Raw genomic sequence first — 17,911 nt, 5'->3', positions numbered from 1 at the left:
TCAGACGTTACCCGAGGGGTGTCGATCGAACGGGGCGGAGACGGCTCCTTCGGCGCACCCGCAGCCGCGGCACCGCCAGCAGCCCGGAGGCGACGTCGGCGAGCGCCAGCTCCAGGGCCTGCATGCCGAAGCGGCGGCCGTGATGCTCCCGGGCGGTCTCCACCATGCGGGTCAGGGCGTCGTCGGCGGCCAGGCGGTGGCTGGTGACATTGGCGACCTCCACGGTGAGCACATGGGTGCCCCCGGGGGTGACCAGTCCGGTGAGGTCCACCCGGTACGGGGTCCGCCAGACCACGCCGGCCTCGCGCCCGTCCACCCGAACCACCGCCACCACGCCCACCGGCGGAGTCACCTCGGCCCGGAAGGAGGCCTCCATGAGTCCGCTGGAGGCGGGATCGGCCAACTTGTGCGGCTCGGCGGCTCCGAAGTCGAGGATCACCTGCCGGGCGTCGTCGTCCACCTGCAGGGTGGTGGTGTACTCGGCGGTGCCGGAGTACAGCTCCCGCCCGGGCACCTGCTCCCACTGATGCGGCAGCGAGACGGGACGCGGCTCCGGCTCGTCCGGAAAGCGCACCTGCCAGTCGGTGAGCTCGACGGCGGCCTCGTCCCCGGCCGCCGAGGTGCTGCTCGGGTTCACCTGGTCACCCTCCTGAGGCTCGCCGTCGTGCTGGATCAGCACGGCGGCCTCATAGGCCTCCAGACGCAACGGCAGGTCGCCGCCCTCGCCGCCCGGATCCAGGTGATGGACGCTGAGCACCTCACCGGTCTCCGCATCCCAACGCTCCACCGTGGACCCGGCGGGGTCCCGCCCGGGGTCCTGTCGGAAGGACAGCGTCACCTCGGCAGGCGCGGAGCCGGTGTTCGCCACGAAGTGCACCCGCAGGGCCGATCGGCCCGCCCCCAGCTGCCGGGTGGTCACGGCGACGGTCTCGTTCGGCGCGCCGTCGGCTCCGGCCAGGCGCACCGGGCCGGACACCCACCGGGTCGCCTCAGCGGCCGAGTCCACGCTCACCCCGAGCCGCGCAGTGCCGCCGAGGTCCAGCACCGCCCCGCCGGCCTCCACCACGGCGGCCAGCCAGGCCCGCGTGGGCTCGGGGATGTCGCGGGCGGACGGAAGCACCACCACGGGGAACCGCCCCGGATCCAGGTGGGCGACGGCGTCGTCGTCGAACAGGTCGAAGTCCGCCCCGGCGGTGCGCAGCGCATGCGGCAGCTCGTCGCCGATGTGCTGCCGGGTCTCCTTGTAGAGGTCGCGGCGGCCGGCGGCGGCGAATCCGGCATAGACGTCCCGGGCGGGCACGTAGATCCCGACGTCGGAGAGGCGGTGCCCCTGCCGCATCAGCCAGGACAGCCGGTGGACGGTGCCCCACAGGGCCGGGGCGGCGGCCCACCAGGTGTTGCGATCATCCAGAGCCCCGGAGGCGTAGAAGACCCGCCCCAGGCTGGCGTCCTCGGGCCGCGAAGAGTTCGGCCAGCCGTGGCCGATGAACTGGTTGATGCCCATCAGCAGGTGGTCCTGGGCCTCGGCCAGGATGTCCAGCGGGGTGGAACGGAAGGACGGCGAATGCGTCCAGGTCCAGGCCTCGGAGGAGATGACCTGCTGGCCGTGGATCTGCCCGGCGGAGCTGGCCCACCGGCAGGCGGTGACCACGTCCCAGCCCCAGCCCTCGCCCTCATAGCGGTCCGCGTACCGGTAGGAGCTCACCGTGGCGGCAGGCTCCCCATAACCCTGGATCCGGAACGGCACACCCTTCTGCCGGGCCCAGTCGCCGATCACGCGGATGAAGTTCTCCTCCAGCAGCTCGGTGAGCGTGCGGTGGTAGTCCGCGCGGAACGCGGCGCCCTCCTGCCCGGGCAGGGGCAGCTTCCACAGGTGAGGCACGACGTCGTAGCCGCGTCGGGCGGCGAACTCCTCCGGCAGCCGCGGCGTCCAGTCGGCGTCGTAGACCTCGAGGCTGTCGCAGAACACGGTGCCGATCCGATCGACCCCGACGGCCTCGACCAGCGGCTCCGCGACGGCGTCGAGATGGGCGCGGGCAGCCTCGGCCGAGAGGTGGTCCAGCGCCCAGCCCTCGGCCCCGACGGCGGCACGTTTCAGCGCCTGCCGGGTCAGCCGGGACACTGCGATGAGGACCACCCGCGGCCCCCGGCCCTCCGGGATGAGCAAGTCCCCGCCGTCGGTCGCCAGCGGGGTGAAGGCCTGAGGCGTCTCGTGGGTGGTGCCCTCGCCGATGTAGCCGGCGATGAACTCGTCGCCGGGCCAGACGGCGGGGATCGGCAGCCGATGCGCGGCCATCGCGACCTCTTCGTGGGTCCAGCTGATCTTCCGGGCCGCCGTGGACTCGTCCACATGGGGCCCGCCGTAGGGCCAGCCGGAGCCCAGGGTGACGTCGAAGCGCAGGCCCCGCTGCTGTGCGGCCTCGGCCGCGAACCGCAGATCCGCCAGGAAGGTGCCCGAGAGGTAGCGGTCCGTCCCGGCGCTGAGCGGGTAGACCACGGCGACCTCGACCCCGCCCAGGCCGGCCTCGCGCATCCGGTCCAGATCTCGCGCCAGATCCTCCCGGCGCACGTCCGGACCGAACCACCACCAACGCATCATGGGCCGGGCTGCCGGGTCGGGGGCGCGGAAGCCCTCCCACAGCTCCTCCCGGGCCACCTGGGCCCCCACGGGAACCTCTGCGGGGGTCTGGGCGGGGGTCTCAGCGCGAGTCTGGGCGGGGGAAGCGGCCGGCGTCATGGAGTGCCTCTCAACGGTGTCGGATGGGTGGTCGTGCTGGAGGGGACGGCCTCGCACCAGGCCGTCCCCTCCTCGAGACCCCGCAGGGTCTCCGCCGCCGGGCGGATCACAGGGACCCGACGACGCGTCTTCTGCCGGACCGGGCCGGCGTCGGCCGTCCTCAGCCGATGGTGGACTCGAACTCGGCGTGCATGGCCTCCGCGGCCTCGGCCGGGGTCATGCGCTCGAAGAACACCTCGGCCTCATAGCGGTGGATGACGTCGGCCAGCTGCCCGAATCCGGTGGCGGGCACCGGCACCGGCTCGCCGAGCTCGTCCTCGATGGCGTCCATGAACTCCGTGGCGGCCGCATTGGCCTCGTCCATGCTGTCCATCAGCTGGGGCCTGATCTCCGTGTTGGCGGAGAGGCCGCGGTCGGTCATGTTGATCTCCGCGGAGCGCAGGTCATTGACGAAGAAGTCCAGGAACTCCACGACCTCCTCCGGATGGTCGGTGGTCGCTGAGGCGGAGATCATGCCGGTGTTGTACCACTGCTGGGCGTCGGCCACGTCCCCGGTGGGGCTGGGCAGACGCAGCAGCTCCAGCTCCTCCCCGCCGGCATCCCGCAGGGCACCCAGCAGATTGGTCCAGCTGAACGCCATCGCCGCGCCGCCGGTGGCCTCCAGCGACTGGTCCTGCGGGGCCGTGAGCTCCTCCACCATGATCTCCGCCGGCGGGTAGGCCCCGGACCGGCGCAGCTCATCGGTGAAGCGCAGATACTCCTCGAGGTGCTCGACCTCCACCCCGAGCTGACCGTCCGCGTCGGTGAGCTGGGCGCCCTGCTGGCGCACCCAGGCCTGCAGCGACTGCGGCTCGGCCGGTCCGGAGGCGCCGTAGACGCCGTCGAGCTCCGCACTGATCTGCTCCGCGATCTGCGCGAAGTCGTCCCAGGTCCAGGTGGAGTCGTCGGGCATCTCGACGCCGGCCTCCTCGAAGAGCCGCGGGTTGGCCACCACGGCCACCGCGTTCACTCCGGAGGCCAGCCCGTAGTATTCGCCGTCGACTGTGCCGGACTCGATGACCTCCTCCGGCATGGCGCCCAGATCCACCGCCGAGAGGTCCATCAGGGCGCCGCGCTCCCCGTACTCGCGCAGATACGGGGCGTCCATCTGGAAGATGTCAGGCGCCTGGCCTCCGGCGGACTGGGTGGCCAGCTGGTCCCAGAACCCGTCCCAGTCGTTGTACTCGATGACCACCTCGATGTGCGGGTGGTCCTCCTCGAAGATCTCGATGATCTCCTCGGTGTTCTGCACCCGGGTGTCCGAACCCCAGAAGGCGAAGCGGAGCGTGACGTCCGCGTCTGCCGCGTCGGCGTCCCCGTCGCCCGCACCGCCGGCGCCGCAGCCCGTGAGGGCCACGACGGCGGCGAGCGCAGCGCCGCTCAGGCGTGCGGTGCGGGCGTCCATCACTCGAGGATCCGGTTCGCGGCGTCGACGAAGGACTCGGCCGCCTCATCGGCGTCCATGCGGCCGAAGAAGACGTCCTGACTGCGCAGGGAGAGCTCGTCGGAGATGCCGGTGAACCCGACCGGCGGCATGGGCTCGGCCGAGGAGATCTCATCCCCGAGCTCGTCCACCAGCTCAGCGACCACGAGGTCCTGGCCGTCCACCTCCTCGACCACGGCCTCGCGCACCTCGTCGTTGGACGGCAGGCCGCGGTCCATCATGTTGTGCCTCCCGGCGTCCACCGAGTTGATGAAGTGGTCGATGAACAGCTGCGCCTCCTCGGGGTGGTCGCTGCCTGCGGTGGCGCCCAGCAGCATGGTGTTCTTGAACCAGAGGCCGTTGTCTTCGGCCTGACCGGTGGGGCTGGGGAACCGCAGCGGGATCAGGTCCACTCCCGCCGCCTCGGTCAGGGCGGGCAGCTGGTTGGTCCAGGACATGCCCATGGCGGCGCGGTGGGTGGCGATCAGGGAGTCCTCCATGACGGCGGACTCCTCCTCGGCCATCTCCGAGGCGCTCGGCAGGCCCCCTTCGTCGATGAGCTCCTCCAGGAAGGTGAAGTACTCCTCGATGTCCTCGGCCTCGGCTCCGAGCTGGCCCTCCTCGGTGAACAGCCCCTTGTCCTGCTGGCGCAGCCAGACCATGAGCGTCTGGGCGATGGGGTTGTTGGTGCCGTAGGCGCCGGTCGCCTCCTGGATGGTCGAGGAGATGTCGATGAAGTCGTCCCAGGTCCAGGTGGTGTCATCGGGGATCTCCACCCCGGCCTCGTCGAAGAGCTCCGGGTTGGCCATCATGACCAGGGCGTTGACGCCGGTGGGGATGGCGTACTGGACACCGTCGGACTGGCCGCCCTCCACGATCGTGGGGTCGATGCCGGAGGTGTCGACGTCGGTCAGCTCCAGCAGGGCGCCGCGGTCGGCGTATTCGCGGATGAACTCGTCGTCGAGCTGCACGACGTCGGGAGCGTCGCCCGAGGCGACCTGGGTGGCCAGGGTGTCCTGGTAGCCCGTCCAGTCGTTGAACTCGCCGTCGATGGTGATGTGCGGGTGCTCCTCGGTGAAGTCGTCGATGATCGCCTGAGTGTTGGCGTGCCGGTGGTCGGACCCCCACCAGGCCACACGGAGGTGGACCTCCTCGTCCCCTCCGGCATCTCCTCCGCCGTCTGCGCCGCCGCAGGCTGTGAGCGTCACGGCCCCGACGGCGGCGGCCGCGGTCAGCGTGACCAGCTTCCTGTGCTTCATGCGTGTCCCCTCATGTGTGCGGTGATGGGGCACCGAGTCTGAAGTGCAACGATTCAATCTCGCGCCCCGCTCCTGAGCGATCAGGTTGCCCATCAGGCTATGTGTGACACACAGCACAGTCAATGAATCGATTCATATTCGACGATGCCCGTCGCACATCGCCCGATGCACCGACACGCCCCACCCAGATCGCTGAGCCCCGACCACCTGCCTGGGGATCGAGAATCTGGGTGGGGCGTGGGCAGCGCCGGCAGCGTCGCTCAGCCGTGCACCGGATGCTCCCCGGCGCCATGGCCCTTGCCGTTGTTGTTGCCCGGCCCGCGCGGCGGCGTGCGGTCGCCGTCGCCCGCGCCGCCGTCACCCGAGCCGCTGCCGACCTCCGGCATCAGCTCGATGACCGTGGGCTCTTCGATGGCGCCGATGCGCGCGCCGGTGCCCTCGGGGGCGACGTCGGTCAGCTCCAGCAGACCGTGCATCTGCACCGAACCGTCCTCACCGATCTCGGGGCGGACGCCGTCGACGTCCACGGACTCGAACCAGTCCTCGGTCACTTCCGCCGGGCGGGAGTCGTCTTCACCGGCCCGCTGCCCGTCGAAGAAGTAGTTGCTCGGGTCCTGCAGCAGCGAGGTGTCCTCCTGGTCCAGCTGCAGCGAGTCCTCGCGGCTGCCCCGCCAGGACAGCGCACCGGTGATCTCATAGGCCGTCTCCGGCGCGTTGGTGTGCAGCTGGATGCCGGACCCACCCATCTCCTCGGAGACCAACCCGTTGCCCACGGTGGTGACGTCCTGCAGGCGCACATCCGGGCCGGAGTTCGAGGTCACCCCGTGGGAGAGGTTGTTGTAGGCCACCGAGTTGCGCAGCAGGTGGTCCCCCGGCATGGACTCGCCGCCGAGCTTGAAGCCGTTGCCCTGGCGCAGGACGTCCAGACCCTGCTCCTCGAGCCAGCCGTTGTTGTAGGCCACTGAGTCCTCGATGGTCACGGTGCCGATCGACCCGGTGGTCGACTTCGCATAGAGGTCATAGCCGTCGTCGATGTTGTGATGCGAGATCGTGTGGCGGAAGACGTTGCCCTCCCCCACGGTGAGCTTGGCGGCGAAGCCGTCGGCGTCGTTGACGTTGGGGTCCGCGTTGTTGTGTGACTCCGAGGAGACCACCAGGTTGTGGGAGGGCCACATCTCGAACGGCTCGTTGCCGTTGCCGGAGATCTGCAGTCCGGTGTCCCCGTTGTGGTGGGTCTCGATCCGTTCGATCACGTTGTGGTGGCCCTGGATGAGCAGCGGCTTCTGATAGCCGCGCGAGCGGGTGATCTCCAGGTCATGGAGGTGCCAGTGGTCGCCCCGCAGCACCAGGCCGCCGGTGGAGGACTCCGAGAGGTCCAGGGTGGCGCGGCCCTCGAGGGAGGACATCAGCGTGATGGGCTGCTCGGCGGTGCCGTCGCGGCCCCGCTCGACGACGATCGCCTCCTGCGGCCGATACGTGCCCTCGGCCAGCACGATCTGCTGACCCGGCTGGGCGTAGGCGACGGCGGTGGGCAGGTCCAGCGGGTCCGCCTGGGTGCCGTCGCCGTCGGCGTCGCCATTCGGGGCCACGTGGAGGGACTCTCCCGGGTCGCCGTAGCGGGCCACATGGAAGCTCAGCTCCAGCTCCACCGGATCGGTGGAGGCCAGCTCCTCCCAGTCCTCGTAGTGCAGCTGCTCCTCGTGTGGGGTCAGCCGGGCGGTGAAGGAGTTGTCCCCGGGCTCCAGTCCGGCGAGCTCCACCAGCTCGCGTTGGCCGGGCTCGAGGTCCACCGTCTCGGTGGCCTCCTCGCCGTCCTCGTCGAGGATGACGGCCTCGCCGTAGGCGTCGGCGAGCAGCGGCACTTCGATCTCGGCGTGCGGGGTGGTGCTGGTGATGTCTGTGGACAGGGTCGGTGTCACCTGCTCGGTGGGACGCTCCAGCGGATCCTCGTCGTCGTCCGGGTGGATGGTGGTGAAGCTCCAGTCGGTGACGGCGGTGCGGATGTTGCGTGCGGTGAACAGCCCGACGTAGTAGCGCTCCTCGTCCTGGACCAGGAGCATGTTCGGGTCGTAGCTGATGGACTCGAGCTCTTCGCCATCGCGGTGCCAGATCGCGTGGAACCCGGTGTTGGACTTCCGCAGGCTCAGCTCGTAGACGTCCCCGGCCTCGAACCGGGGCGGGTTGGTGTTGCCCCCCTCCGCGAGGCCGTCCTTGTGGTGCCAGTCGAAGGCCTGGGAATCGGTCATGTCCCGGTCCGGAGAGTTCTGCGTGGGGGCCTCCGTATAGCCGTGGACGACCTTCCCGCCGGGGGTGCCGTAGCGGGTGCCGGTCTCGCCGTCGAGGCTGGTGTGGTACTTCGCGACCTGCGTCCCGGCGGAGTTGAAGTACCGGGCGGCGCCGGAGTTCGGAATGAAGTCGTCGACGGCGATCAGCCCGAACCCGGACTGATTGTCCTTGCCGGAGGCGTCCTCGACCTCGAAGGTCGCCTCCAGGGTGAAGTTCTCCGTCTCCGGGTCGACCTCGGTGTAGTGGTACCAGAAGCCGTCCTCGGAGTCGGCGATCTTGCCGCTGTTGCCGACGGCGTCGAAGGTGAGTGTGCCGTCGTCGTGGGTGATGACCTCGCCGCCGGCGCCCACTCCGGCGTGGGCGGTGTGCCAACGGTCGGCGTCTTCGGGGCCGGTGGCACTCTCCGTGGCAGCAGTGGCGCCGGTGATCGTGGTGGCCAGCAGCGCCGAGGCGGTGAGCAGCGCCAGCGGTGCGCGCCGGATGCGGCGGCGTGGGGAATCCATGGATCTCCTCAGGGAGTGGGCGGTAGGACCCCCTGACCCTATGTGTGAGGTGAGTCACTGCTCAATGCTGAGGAGAGCGTTTTCCGGTGCCGATGCGGCATGCGGCGATACAGCGCGGGAATGGCCCCCGCGCGCCCCGACCAGATTCTCGAGCCCCTCGCATCTGCGTGGGGATCAGAGATCTGGACGGGGCGGGCGCGGCGGAGCGGGACAGGTGCGACGGGGCGCGCGGGACAGGTGCGACGGGGCGCGCGGGGCAGGGCGACAGAGGCGCGCAGCCCGCTACCGGATCTCGGACTCCATCTCGGAGACCATCGCCTCGGCGGCGTCGGCCGGAGCCATGCGGTCGAAGAGCACCTCGTCCTGGTACCGGTAGAGGATCTGCTGGAACGCGGACCCGCCCATGGCCGGCACAGGCTCGGAAGGACCGAGCTCGCCCTCGATCTCGTCGATGTATTCGGCCATGACCAGCTGGGCGCCGTCCAGCTCCTCGGTGACCACCTGGCGGATCTCGTTGTTCGGCGGGATGCCACGCTCGGCCATGTCGATCAGCGCGGCCTCCTCCGAGTTGACGAAGAAGTCGATGAACTGCTGGACCTCCTCCGGGTGATCGGTGGTCGCGCTGCCGGAGAGGAACATCGAGGACTTGTACCAGGGCATGGCATCCTCGGCACTGCCGGTGTGGCTGGGGAACCGCAGCAGCTCCAGCTGGGTGCCCGCCGATTCGGAGAGCGCCACCGACTGGTTGGACCACCAGGCGCGCATCGCCACCTGGCCGGCGGTGGTCAGCGACTGATCCGGCCCCACTCCCTGGTCCTCCGCGAGCGCGGAGGCCGACGGCGTGGCTCCGGCCTCCAGCAGCTCGACGAGGTACTCGAAGTAGCTCTCGGCATCCTCCGCGGTGAAGCCGAGCTGCCCGTCCTCATCGCTGAGATGTCCGCCCTGCTGGCGGACCCAGGTCTGGAATCCGCCGGTCTCGTCGAAGCCGCCAGCACCCCAGGCGCCGTCGAGGCCCTCGCTGAGCTCGACGGCGATGTCCCGGTAGTCGCCCCAAGTCCAGGTGGTGTCGTCCGGCATGTCCACCCCGGCCTCCTCGAAGAGGTCCGGATTGGCCAGGACGGTGAAGGCGTTGATGCCGATGGTCACTCCGTACAGGCCGCCCTCGGTGCGGCCGTTGTCCACCACGGTCTCATCCATCTGCGAGGTGTCCACCTCGTCCAGGTCCAGCAGCGAGCCGCGGTCCGCGTACTCGCGCAGGTACAGCTCGTCCATCTGGATGATGTCCGGGGCATCGGCGGCGGCGGTCTGCGTGGCCAGCTGATCCCAGTAGCCGTCCCAGTCGCCGAAGTCTCCATTGATGCTGATGTGCGGGTGCTCCGCTTCGAAGGCATCGATGATCTCCTGGGTGTTCTGGTGACGGGCGTCCGAGCCCCACCAGACGAAGCGGAGGGTGACGTCGCCGTCGTCGCCCTCTTTTCCTCCGCAGCCGGCGAGCACCAGCGTGGCGGCGGCGAGGCCGGCGGTCAGAACCGTGGCGCGACGGCGGCGGCGCGGCACGGGCGTGGAACGGCGATGGTCCATGATGTCCCCCTGGAGAGTGATCGTTCACCTTGTCCTGACAATCTAAGGTGACTCACCTCACAGGTCAATGATGATCCCCGAAGGCAACCACCACGGGGCGGAGACGGCGTATCGGCGGGTCGGTGGGGCCTCAGGGCAGCCGGGTGCTCTCCCGGAGCACGGGGGCACCCTCCACCACCATGCGGCGTTCGGCATCCCCGGGTGCCAGCGTCATCGACGCCGTCATCCGGCCGATCTCTTCCAGGGGCAGCCGGACGGTGGTGATCGAGGGGAACTGGTCGGCCAGCGTCGGAATGTCGTCGAAGCCGGCGAGCGCGACATCCTCAGGAACGCGCAGTCCCGCCTCGCGGATCGCCGCCAGGGCACCCAGCGCCATGACGTCGTTGACGCAGAACACGCACAGCGGCGCGCCCCCCTCAGACCCCTCCGCCGCGGAGACCGCACCGGAGCTGATGAGCTCGCCCATCATGAAGTAGCCGCCGTCGCGGGTGAAGGTGCCCTCCTTGACCACCTCCGGAACGACGCCGGCCGCCTTGAGCTTGGCGATGAACCCGTCGGAGCGCTGCGCCGAGGTGGACAGCTCCTGCTCTCCGCTGAGCACGGCGAAGCGCCGGTGCCCAAGCTTGAGCAGCTCGGAGGCCAGCGCGGCGGCCCCGGCCTCGTTGTCGATCTGCACACCGCCGGCGGTCGGAAAGGGCTGACCGATCATGGAGACTTTCCCGCCGTTGTCCTGATAGGTCTCCAGCACCTTCTGCAGCAGGGCGTCGTCCTCCATGCCGCGGGAGCCGGCCAGGAGTATCGCATCGGTCCGGTATGACATGAAGGCGCGCACCGCCTCCACCTCCGCCGCAGCCTCGCGCTCCGTGGAGGCCAGCATGAGCTGGACGCCGGTCCCGGCCAGGCCGCGCTGCGCCCCGCGGGCGATCGAAGAGAAGTACGGATCGGCGATGTCATGGACGATCAGGCCCATCAGGCCGGCCGAGGATCGGGCAAGCGCTTGCGCCTGCGCATTGGGGAAATAGCCCAGCTCCTCGGCGGCCGCGCGCACGCGGTCGGCGATCTCGGGCTTGGGCCGACGGGTGGATCCGTTGAGCACTCGGGAGGCCGTGGACTGGGACACCCCGGCGGCCTTGGCCACGTCGGCCAGACGGACAGCCATCTGAAGCTCCTGCCTGTGACAGTTGACACACTCTTTGGAGCGATACTACCGTGGAAAGCGCATTCCAACATCATCGCCCCGCCAGACCCCCTGCAAGGAGCCCCGATTCCATGACTGAGCCCCGCGTCCTCCGCATCGCCATGAACGGCATCACCGGCCGGATGGGCTACCGCCAGCACCTGCTGCGCTCCATCCTCCCCATCCGCGACCAGGGCGGCATCACGCTCGCCGACGGCTCCAAGGTCACCGTCGAGCCGATCCTCGTCGGTCGCAACGAGTCCAAGATCAAGGAGCTCGCCGCCAGGCACGACGTCGAGCACTGGACCACCGACCTCGACGGGGCCATCAACGACCCGTCAGTGGACATCGTCTTCGACGCCTCCATGACCTCCCTGCGCCCCGCCACGCTGTCCAAGGCGATCGCCGCCGGCAAGCACATCTTCACCGAGAAGCCCACCGCCGAGACCCTCGAGGAGGCCGTGGACCTGGCGCGCCAGGCCAAGACCGCCGGCATCACCGCCGGCGTCGTCCACGACAAGCTCTACCTGCCCGGCCTGGTGAAGCTGCGCCGCCTGGTGGACGAGGGCTTCTTCGGCCGCATCCTCTCCCTGCGCGGCGAGTTCGGGTACTGGGTCTTCGAGGGCGAGGTCCAGCCCGCCCAGCGCCCCTCCTGGAACTACCGTCTGGCCGACGGCGGCTCCATGACCACCGACATGTACTGCCACTGGAACTACGTGCTCGAAGGCATCATCGGCACGGTCAAGTCCGTCACCTCCAGGACCGCCACCCACATCCCCACGCGCTGGGACGAGAACTGCGAGCCCTACGACGCCGACGCCGACGACGCCGCCTACGGCATCTTCGACCTGGAGACCCCGCAGGGCGACCAGGTGGTCGGCCAGATCAACTCCTCCTGGGCGGTGCGCGTCTACCGCGACGAACTCGTGGAGTTCCAGATCGACGGCACCCACGGCTCCGCCGTCGCCGGCCTGAACAAGTGTGTGGCCCAGCAGCGCGCCCACACGCCGAAGCCGGTGTGGAACCCGGACCTCCCGGTCACCGAGTCCTTCCGCGACCAGTGGATGGAGGTCCCCGCCAACGCCGAGCTGGACAACGGCTTCAAGCTGCAGTGGGAGGAGTTCCTCGCCGACGTCGTCGCCGGCCGTGACCACCGGTTCGGCCTGCTCTCCGCCGCCCGCGGCGTCCAGCTCGCCGAGCTCGGCCTGAAGTCCCACGCCGAGCGCCGCACCCTCGACATCCCGGAGATCACCCTGTGAGCACCACCAGCACCACCAGCACTGCCAGCGCCCCCGCACAGCAGACCACGCCCCTGCCCACGCTGACGCTGCCGTCGCTCGACGGCGGCACCGTGGAGTACACCATGACCGGCCAGGCCGACCCCTCCCTGGGGCCGTTCACCCGCCCGGAGAAGCCCCTGACCTCCCGGAAGGTCTACGCCGCCGCCCATGTGGTGCCGGTGATGTCCGCGGACAACGTCCCCGGCGCGCCGGCCCAGCTGGACTGGGAGGCCACGCTGGCCTACCGGCACGAGCTGTGGTCCTACGGGCTCGGCGTCGCCGACGCCATGGACACCGCCCAGCGCGGCATGGGCCTGGACTATGAGGCCACCAAGGAGCTCATCCGTCGTTCGGCGGCGGAGGCCGCGGCGGTCGTCGAGGCCGGCACCTACCCGGCACTGGCCGGCCGCACCGTGCGCGACCTCGTCGCCTGCGGCGCCGGCACCGACCAGGTGGACCCGGCCTCCGTGGAGCCGGGCGAGGCCGGGATCCAGACCGTGCTCGCCGCCTACCTGGAGCAGCTGGAGGTCGTGGAGACCTCTGGGGCGAAGGTGATCCTCATGGCCTCCCGCGCCCTGGCCAAGGTCGCCTCCGGGGCCCAGGACTACCTGGACGTCTACACCCGCCTGCTGACCACCGCCCAGGAGCCGGTGGTGCTGCACTGGCTCGGCCCCATGTTCGACCCGGCACTGGCCGGCTACTGGGGATCCGACGACGTCGCGGAGGCCACCGAGACCTTCCTGACCCTGATCCGGCAGAACCCGGAGAAGGTCGACGGTGTCAAGGTATCCCTGCTGGACGCCGAGCACGAGAAGCGCCTGCGCGCCGCTCTGCCGGAGGGCGTGCGGCTCTACACCGGCGACGACTTCAACTACCCGGAGCTCATCGACGGCGACGACACGGCGTACTCGGATGCGCTGCTGGGCATCTTCGCCGCCATCTACCCGGCGGCGTCCACGGCTCTGCAGGCCTACGACGCCGGCGATGCGGCCCGCGGGCGCGCCATCCTCGACTCCACCCGGGAGCTGGGGAAGCACATCTTCAGCGCCCCGACGTTCTACTACAAGACGGGCATCGCCTTCCTGTCCTGGCTCAACGGACACCAGTCCGGCTTCCAGCTGGTCGGCGGACTGCACGCGGGACGCTCGCTGCCGCACCTGGCGCACACCTTCGTCCTGGCCGACCAGGCCGGGCTGCTCCCCGACCCGCAGCTGGCCGCCGAACGCATGGCCAGCCTGCTGAAGACCGGAGGCCTCGCATGAGCTTCGAGCTGTCGCTGAACACGGGCACCACCCCACAGCTGTCCCTGCAGGAGGCCGTCGACGCCGTCGCCGCCGCCGGGCTCTCCCACATCGGCCCCTGGCGTCACCTGCTGGAGCAGGCAGGCGGGGCGGAGAAGGCCGCGCAGATCATCTCCGGCGCCGGACTGAGCGCCACCACGCTGTGCCGCGGCGGATTCCTCACCCCGGCCGACGCCGCAGGGCGGGCCGCCGCGCTGGAGTCCAACCGGGCGGCGATCCGCGAGGCCGCGACCATCGGCACCGGTGAGCTGATCATGGTGGTCGGCGGGCTCCCCTCCGCCGCGCACCTGCTGGGCGGGGAGGGCGACCGGGCGGACAAGTCGATCGTGGACGCCCGCGCCCGCGTGGCCGACGGCATCGCCGAGCTGCTGCCCTACGCCGCCGAGCACGGCGTGCGGCTGGTGCTGGAGCCGCTGCACCCGATGTATGCGGCGGACCGTGCGGTGCTCTCCACGCTGGGAGAGGCCCTGGACCTGGCGGCCCCGCATCCGGCGGAGACGGTCGGCGTCGTCGTCGACACCTTCCATGTGTGGTGGGACCCCCAGCTGCAGGAGCAGATCGCCCGCGCCGGCCGCGAGGGTCGTCTCGCCAGCTACCAGGTGTGCGACTTCAACCTGCCGATCGCCGCCGACGCCCTGAAGTCCCGCGGGATGATGGGCGACGGCCATGTGGACTTCCCCACGATCTCCCGGTGGGTGGCCGAGGCCGGCTACACGGGACCGGTCGAGGTGGAGATCTTCAACGAGGAGATCAACGCCCAGGACGCCGCCGTGACGCTGGAGACGATGAAGACGCGCTACGCCGACCTGGTGGAGCCGTTCCTGACGGCCGCGTCCGCCCACACCCCGTCCGCCGCCGTCTGACCATCCCCACCCATCGAGTGGCCACGAACCACGGGATCTCCCGGCTGACACGCCGTGTCGGGGAAGCAGATGCCGGGATTCGTGGCCACTCGATGCGCCAGTCACTCCGAGGAGAGCCATGACCGCTGAAGGATCCGCCCCGACGTCGGTGCTGCTGGTCGGCCTGGACGGCTTCGGCCGCCAGCATCTGCTGAACCTGCAGCGCCTGGCCTCATCGGGCAAGGCTCGGCTGATCGCCGGCGCCAGCTACAGCGACCCCGGCCCAGAGGTCCGCGGGGACATCCCGGTGCACCGCACGCTCACCGAGGCGCGCGAGGCCGGGCACCGCCCCGACGTCGTCATCGTCTCCACGCCGATCAACACGCACCGGGACCTCGCACTGGAGGCGCTCGAGATGGGCGCCGACGTGCTGCTGGAGAAGCCGCCGACGGCGACCTTCGCCCAGTATGAGGAGCTGCTGGACGCCGCCGATCGGCTCGGCCGGCGCATCCAGGTGGGCTTCCAGTCGCTGGGGTCCCATGCCCTGCCCGCGCTGGAGGAGCTGCTGGCCGCCCCCCACGCCCCGGGTGCCATCGGACAGCTGCGCGCGGTCGGAGCCACCGGGCTGTGGCTGCGCCGGGAGGCCTACTACGCCCGCGCTCCCTGGGCGGGCCGACGGGTACTCGACGGCGTCCAGGTGGTCGACGGAGTGATCACCAACCCGTTGGCCCACGCAGTGCGCACCGCACTGCACATCGCCGGCGCCCGGGACGCCGACGACGTCGCCCAGTTGGGCACCGAGCTGCTGCACGCCCACCAGATCGAGGCCGACGACACGTCCACCGTCTCGCTGCGCACCACCGAGGGAATCCCCGTGACCGCGGCGCTGACGCTCTGCGCGCCGGAGGACCACCGGCCGCCGTGGGTGACGATCTACGGCACAGAAGGCCACGCGGTGCTTTACTACACCGAAGACCGGCTGGAGATCACACCCAACCGGGAGGCGCCGTTCAACGCCGGGGAGGCCGGCAAGCCGCGGACGCTGGAGTTCGAGCGCAGCAACCTGCTGGAGAACCTGATCGACGTGCGCACCGGGGAGGCCGAGAGGCTGCTCTCCCCGCTGCGCGAGTCCGGGGCGTTCATGCGCGTGCTGGAGGCGGTCCGCACCGCGGAGGATCCGGCACAGATCGGCGAGGAGCATGTGGAGCAGGTGGATTCCGGCCCCGAGCGGCACCCGGTGATCCCGCATATCGAGGACTATGCCGCCCGCGCGGTGAAGGCCCCCTCCACGTTCTCCTCGCTGGGGGCACCCTGGGCGGCCCCCGCCGCCACGAGCGGTTCCCTGGCGCTTCCCGGCGCCGACGCGGGTGAGGCGCAGACCGTGGCAGAGCTGCGCACCGGCGACGACATCTCCCCCACCGACTCCCCACGGCCCTTCCTGGACCGGGTGCGCACGCGCGGCGGAGTGCTGGTCTCCGATCAGCAGCCGCTGGACCACACCTGGCACCTGGGCGTCGGCGTCGCACTGCAGGATGTGGACGGCACCAATTTCTGGGGCGGGCGCACCTACACCCGGGAGGACGGCCGGTACATCTGGCGCGACGACCACGGCCGGATCGTCATCCGTGCGCAGCAGCTCGACGACGACGCGCACAGCCAGCGGCTGGCCCAGCAGCTGGCATGGATCGACCGCACCGGTGCCACACTGCTGCAGGAGGACCGCGAGGTCACGGTGACCGGCCGCGACGAACGGTCATGGATGTTGGACTTCCGCTTCGCTCTCGCACCGGCCGTGGACCGGGAGGTCTCGCTGGGCAGCCCCGGTTCCAACGGGCGCGCAGGCGGCGGCTACGGCGGCTTCTTCTGGCGGCTTCCCGCCCTGCGGGAGGCCGAGATCTTCACCGCGCAGGCCTCCGGGGAGGAGGATGTCCACGGCAGCGTCAGCGACTGGCTGGCGATCAGCGGGCGCTTCGACACCGCGCAGATCGCCCCCCATCTGGGGGCCGGGGAGGCCACACTGGTGCTGGCCTCCGCCGACGAGGACCCCTGGTTCGTGCGATACTCCGGCTATCCCGGAATCGGCAGGTCGCTGGCCTGGGACGCCCCCGTGATGGCTCGCCCGGGCGAGCCGGTGGCACGCCGAGTGCGGGCCGTCGTCGTCGACGGTCTGCTGGACCGTGCGGAAGCCGCCGCACTGGGGAGCAGACTGTCGGCAGAGCTGACCGCGACCCGCGTCTCACGATGAGTCCGCGCAGCGGGCCCGTGTGAGCGCTGATCGTCGCTCATCAGGGCCCACACCGCGGAGGCAACGCCGATCACCCCACCACGAGGAGGAGTATGACCCCCGAGCAGGAGTTCCACGCCAAGCACACACGGCTGACCGGAGTGCTGGAGGAGGTGGGCGCCGACGCCGTCGTGCTGGACACCGAAGGAGCGATCTCCTGGCTGCTGGCCGGGGCGCGGGTGCACATCAGCCTCGCCGGCGCCCCGATCCTGCGGGCCGTGGTGCACCGCGACGGCGTCTCGGTGGGGGTGTTCACCAATGAGCTCGCCCGCATCCGTGACGAGGAGCTGGCGCCGCTGGCCGCGCTGCTCGACGCCGGCACCGTGAGCCTGCACGAGCTGCCGTGGCACGCCGATGTGGACGACGTCGTCGGCTGGCTGCCGCAGGCCGCCGGCTGGACGCTGGTCCGGGAGGCGGGGGCGGCCCAGCAGCTCCGAGCGGTGAGAGCCTCGCTGCTGGACGTCGAGGTGGAGCGCTACCGGGCGCTGTGCCGGTCCTCCGCGAAGGCACTGACCGACGTGCTCTCCGAGGTCACCCCGGAGACCACCGAGCGGCAGCTGGCCGCCGCCCTGGCGCCGCGGATCATCGCCGCCGGCGCCGACCCGGTGGTGCTGCTGGTCAACGGTGAGTCCCGAGCGGCCCACCGCCACCCGCTGCCCACCGATGCGCCGCTGGGCCGCCGCGCCATGGCGGTGGTGTGCGCGCGCCGTCAGGGGCTGATCGCCAACGTGACCCGCTGGGTGGGCTTCGGGGGCGCCGTCACCGGGGAGGACGACCTGGATGCACGGATCCTCGGCGTGGAGGCCGACGTGTTCGCCGCGCTGCGCCCCGGAGCCCGTCTGGAGTCGGTGCTGGAGACGCTGCAGGAGTCCTATGTGCGGCATGGGTTCCCCGCCGACGAGTGGACGAAGCATCATCAGGGCGGGGCCGCCGGGTACCAGGGCCGGGATCCTCGCGTGGCGCCCGGAGTGCCGGACCTGATCCGGGAGAACCAGCCGTTCGCGTGGAACCCCACCGGTTGGAGCGCGGAGCTCGGCCTGGGCGCGAAGGTGGAGGACACCGTGGTGCTGCGCGCCGCCGGCGGCGGGTCGGCGGGACACGACAGCGGGCTCTGGATCGATGTGCTCAGCGTGGACGAGCGCTGGCCGACGGTGGAGGTCGCCGGGCTGGCACGGCCGGCCGTGCTGCGGCGATGACGC

General features: G+C 70.7%; 11 protein-coding genes. 5 read left to right on the top strand and 6 right to left on the bottom strand.

Translation table 11 applies throughout. The annotated features are described in order from the left end of the window. Positions 1-7: 7 nt before the first annotated feature. The 6 genes from SD455_RS07475 to SD455_RS07450 form a co-directional block, all read right to left on the bottom strand. On the bottom strand, positions 8-2,737 hold the full coding sequence (locus SD455_RS07475) for a glycosyl hydrolase (RefSeq protein WP_445507703.1): 2,730 nt from the start codon (positions 2,735-2,737) through the stop codon (positions 8-10). Between the two features lie 160 nt (positions 2,738-2,897). After that, positions 2,898-4,181, bottom strand: a complete 1,284-nt coding sequence (locus tag SD455_RS07470; RefSeq protein ID WP_445507702.1) for an ABC transporter substrate-binding protein — start codon at positions 4,179-4,181, stop codon at positions 2,898-2,900. Further along, positions 4,181-5,458 carry an ABC transporter substrate-binding protein gene (locus SD455_RS07465; RefSeq protein ID WP_311024994.1) on the bottom strand — a complete coding sequence of 426 codons (1,278 nt, stop codon included), beginning with the start codon at positions 5,456-5,458 and terminating at the stop codon, positions 4,181-4,183. The genes SD455_RS07470 and SD455_RS07465 overlap by 1 nt, the downstream gene beginning before the upstream one ends. A 260-nt stretch (positions 5,459-5,718) precedes the next feature. Beyond that, the gene (locus tag SD455_RS07460) at positions 5,719-8,247 is read right to left on the bottom strand and encodes a hypothetical protein (protein ID WP_445507701.1); all 2,529 of its coding nucleotides are present in this window, start codon (positions 8,245-8,247) and stop codon (positions 5,719-5,721) included. Positions 8,248-8,529: 282 nt separating this feature from the next. After that, positions 8,530-9,828: an ABC transporter substrate-binding protein gene (locus SD455_RS07455; protein WP_445507700.1), complete on the bottom strand. Its 1,299-nt coding sequence runs from the start codon at positions 9,826-9,828 to the stop codon at positions 8,530-8,532. A 130-nt stretch (positions 9,829-9,958) separates the two neighbouring features. Continuing rightward, positions 9,959-10,987 carry a LacI family DNA-binding transcriptional regulator gene (locus SD455_RS07450; RefSeq protein ID WP_311024991.1) on the bottom strand — a complete coding sequence of 343 codons (1,029 nt, stop codon included), beginning with the start codon at positions 10,985-10,987 and terminating at the stop codon, positions 9,959-9,961. Between the two features lie 110 nt (positions 10,988-11,097). Here SD455_RS07450 and SD455_RS07445 point away from each other — a divergent pair, with 110 nt between their 5' ends. From SD455_RS07445 to SD455_RS07425, 5 genes are all read left to right on the top strand, one after another. Further along, positions 11,098-12,264: a Gfo/Idh/MocA family protein gene (locus SD455_RS07445; RefSeq protein ID WP_085437354.1), complete on the top strand. Its 1,167-nt coding sequence runs from the start codon at positions 11,098-11,100 to the stop codon at positions 12,262-12,264. A gap of 53 nt (positions 12,265-12,317) precedes the next feature. Next, positions 12,318-13,547 carry a dihydrodipicolinate synthase family protein gene (locus SD455_RS07440; RefSeq protein WP_445507755.1) on the top strand — a complete coding sequence of 410 codons (1,230 nt, stop codon included), beginning with the start codon at positions 12,318-12,320 and terminating at the stop codon, positions 13,545-13,547. Next, the gene (locus tag SD455_RS07435; RefSeq protein ID WP_445507699.1) at positions 13,544-14,449 is read left to right on the top strand and encodes a sugar phosphate isomerase/epimerase family protein; all 906 of its coding nucleotides are present in this window, start codon (positions 13,544-13,546) and stop codon (positions 14,447-14,449) included. Before SD455_RS07440 ends, SD455_RS07435 begins: the two co-directional genes overlap by 4 nt. A 118-nt stretch (positions 14,450-14,567) precedes the next feature. Further along, positions 14,568-16,673 (top strand): DUF6807 family protein, encoded by a 2,106-nt coding sequence (locus tag SD455_RS07430; RefSeq protein WP_445507698.1) that lies wholly within the window; start codon positions 14,568-14,570, stop codon positions 16,671-16,673. Positions 16,674-16,765: 92 nt separating this feature from the next. Further along, entirely contained in the window at positions 16,766-17,908 is a 1,143-nt protein-coding gene (locus tag SD455_RS07425; RefSeq protein WP_445507697.1) for a M24 family metallopeptidase, read from the top strand. The last annotated feature ends 3 nt before the right edge of the window (positions 17,909-17,911 follow it).

The organism is Nesterenkonia sp. K-15-9-6, from assembly GCF_052656005.1.
This window is presented reverse-complemented; position numbering and strand designations above follow the sequence as displayed.

What these genes read in the sequence shown, in the direction of transcription:
- SD455_RS07475 (WP_445507703.1), bottom strand. Translation starts at nt 2,737, where the DNA reads ATGACGCCGGCCGCTTCCCCCGCCCAGACTCGCGCTGAGACCCCCGCC.
- SD455_RS07470 (WP_445507702.1), bottom strand. Translation starts at nt 4,181, where the DNA reads ATGGACGCCCGCACCGCACGCCTGAGCGGCGCTGCGCTCGCCGCCGTC.
- SD455_RS07465 (WP_311024994.1), bottom strand. Translation starts at nt 5,458, where the DNA reads ATGAAGCACAGGAAGCTGGTCACGCTGACCGCGGCCGCCGCCGTCGGG.
- SD455_RS07460 (WP_445507701.1), bottom strand. Translation starts at nt 8,247, where the DNA reads ATGGATTCCCCACGCCGCCGCATCCGGCGCGCACCGCTGGCGCTGCTC.
- SD455_RS07455 (WP_445507700.1), bottom strand. Translation starts at nt 9,828, where the DNA reads ATGGACCATCGCCGTTCCACGCCCGTGCCGCGCCGCCGCCGTCGCGCC.
- SD455_RS07450 (WP_311024991.1), bottom strand. Translation starts at nt 10,987, where the DNA reads ATGGCTGTCCGTCTGGCCGACGTGGCCAAGGCCGCCGGGGTGTCCCAG.
- SD455_RS07445 (WP_085437354.1), top strand. Translation starts at nt 11,098, where the DNA reads ATGACTGAGCCCCGCGTCCTCCGCATCGCCATGAACGGCATCACCGGC.
- SD455_RS07435 (WP_445507699.1), top strand. Translation starts at nt 13,544, where the DNA reads ATGAGCTTCGAGCTGTCGCTGAACACGGGCACCACCCCACAGCTGTCC.
- SD455_RS07430 (WP_445507698.1), top strand. Translation starts at nt 14,568, where the DNA reads ATGACCGCTGAAGGATCCGCCCCGACGTCGGTGCTGCTGGTCGGCCTG.
- SD455_RS07425 (WP_445507697.1), top strand. Translation starts at nt 16,766, where the DNA reads ATGACCCCCGAGCAGGAGTTCCACGCCAAGCACACACGGCTGACCGGA.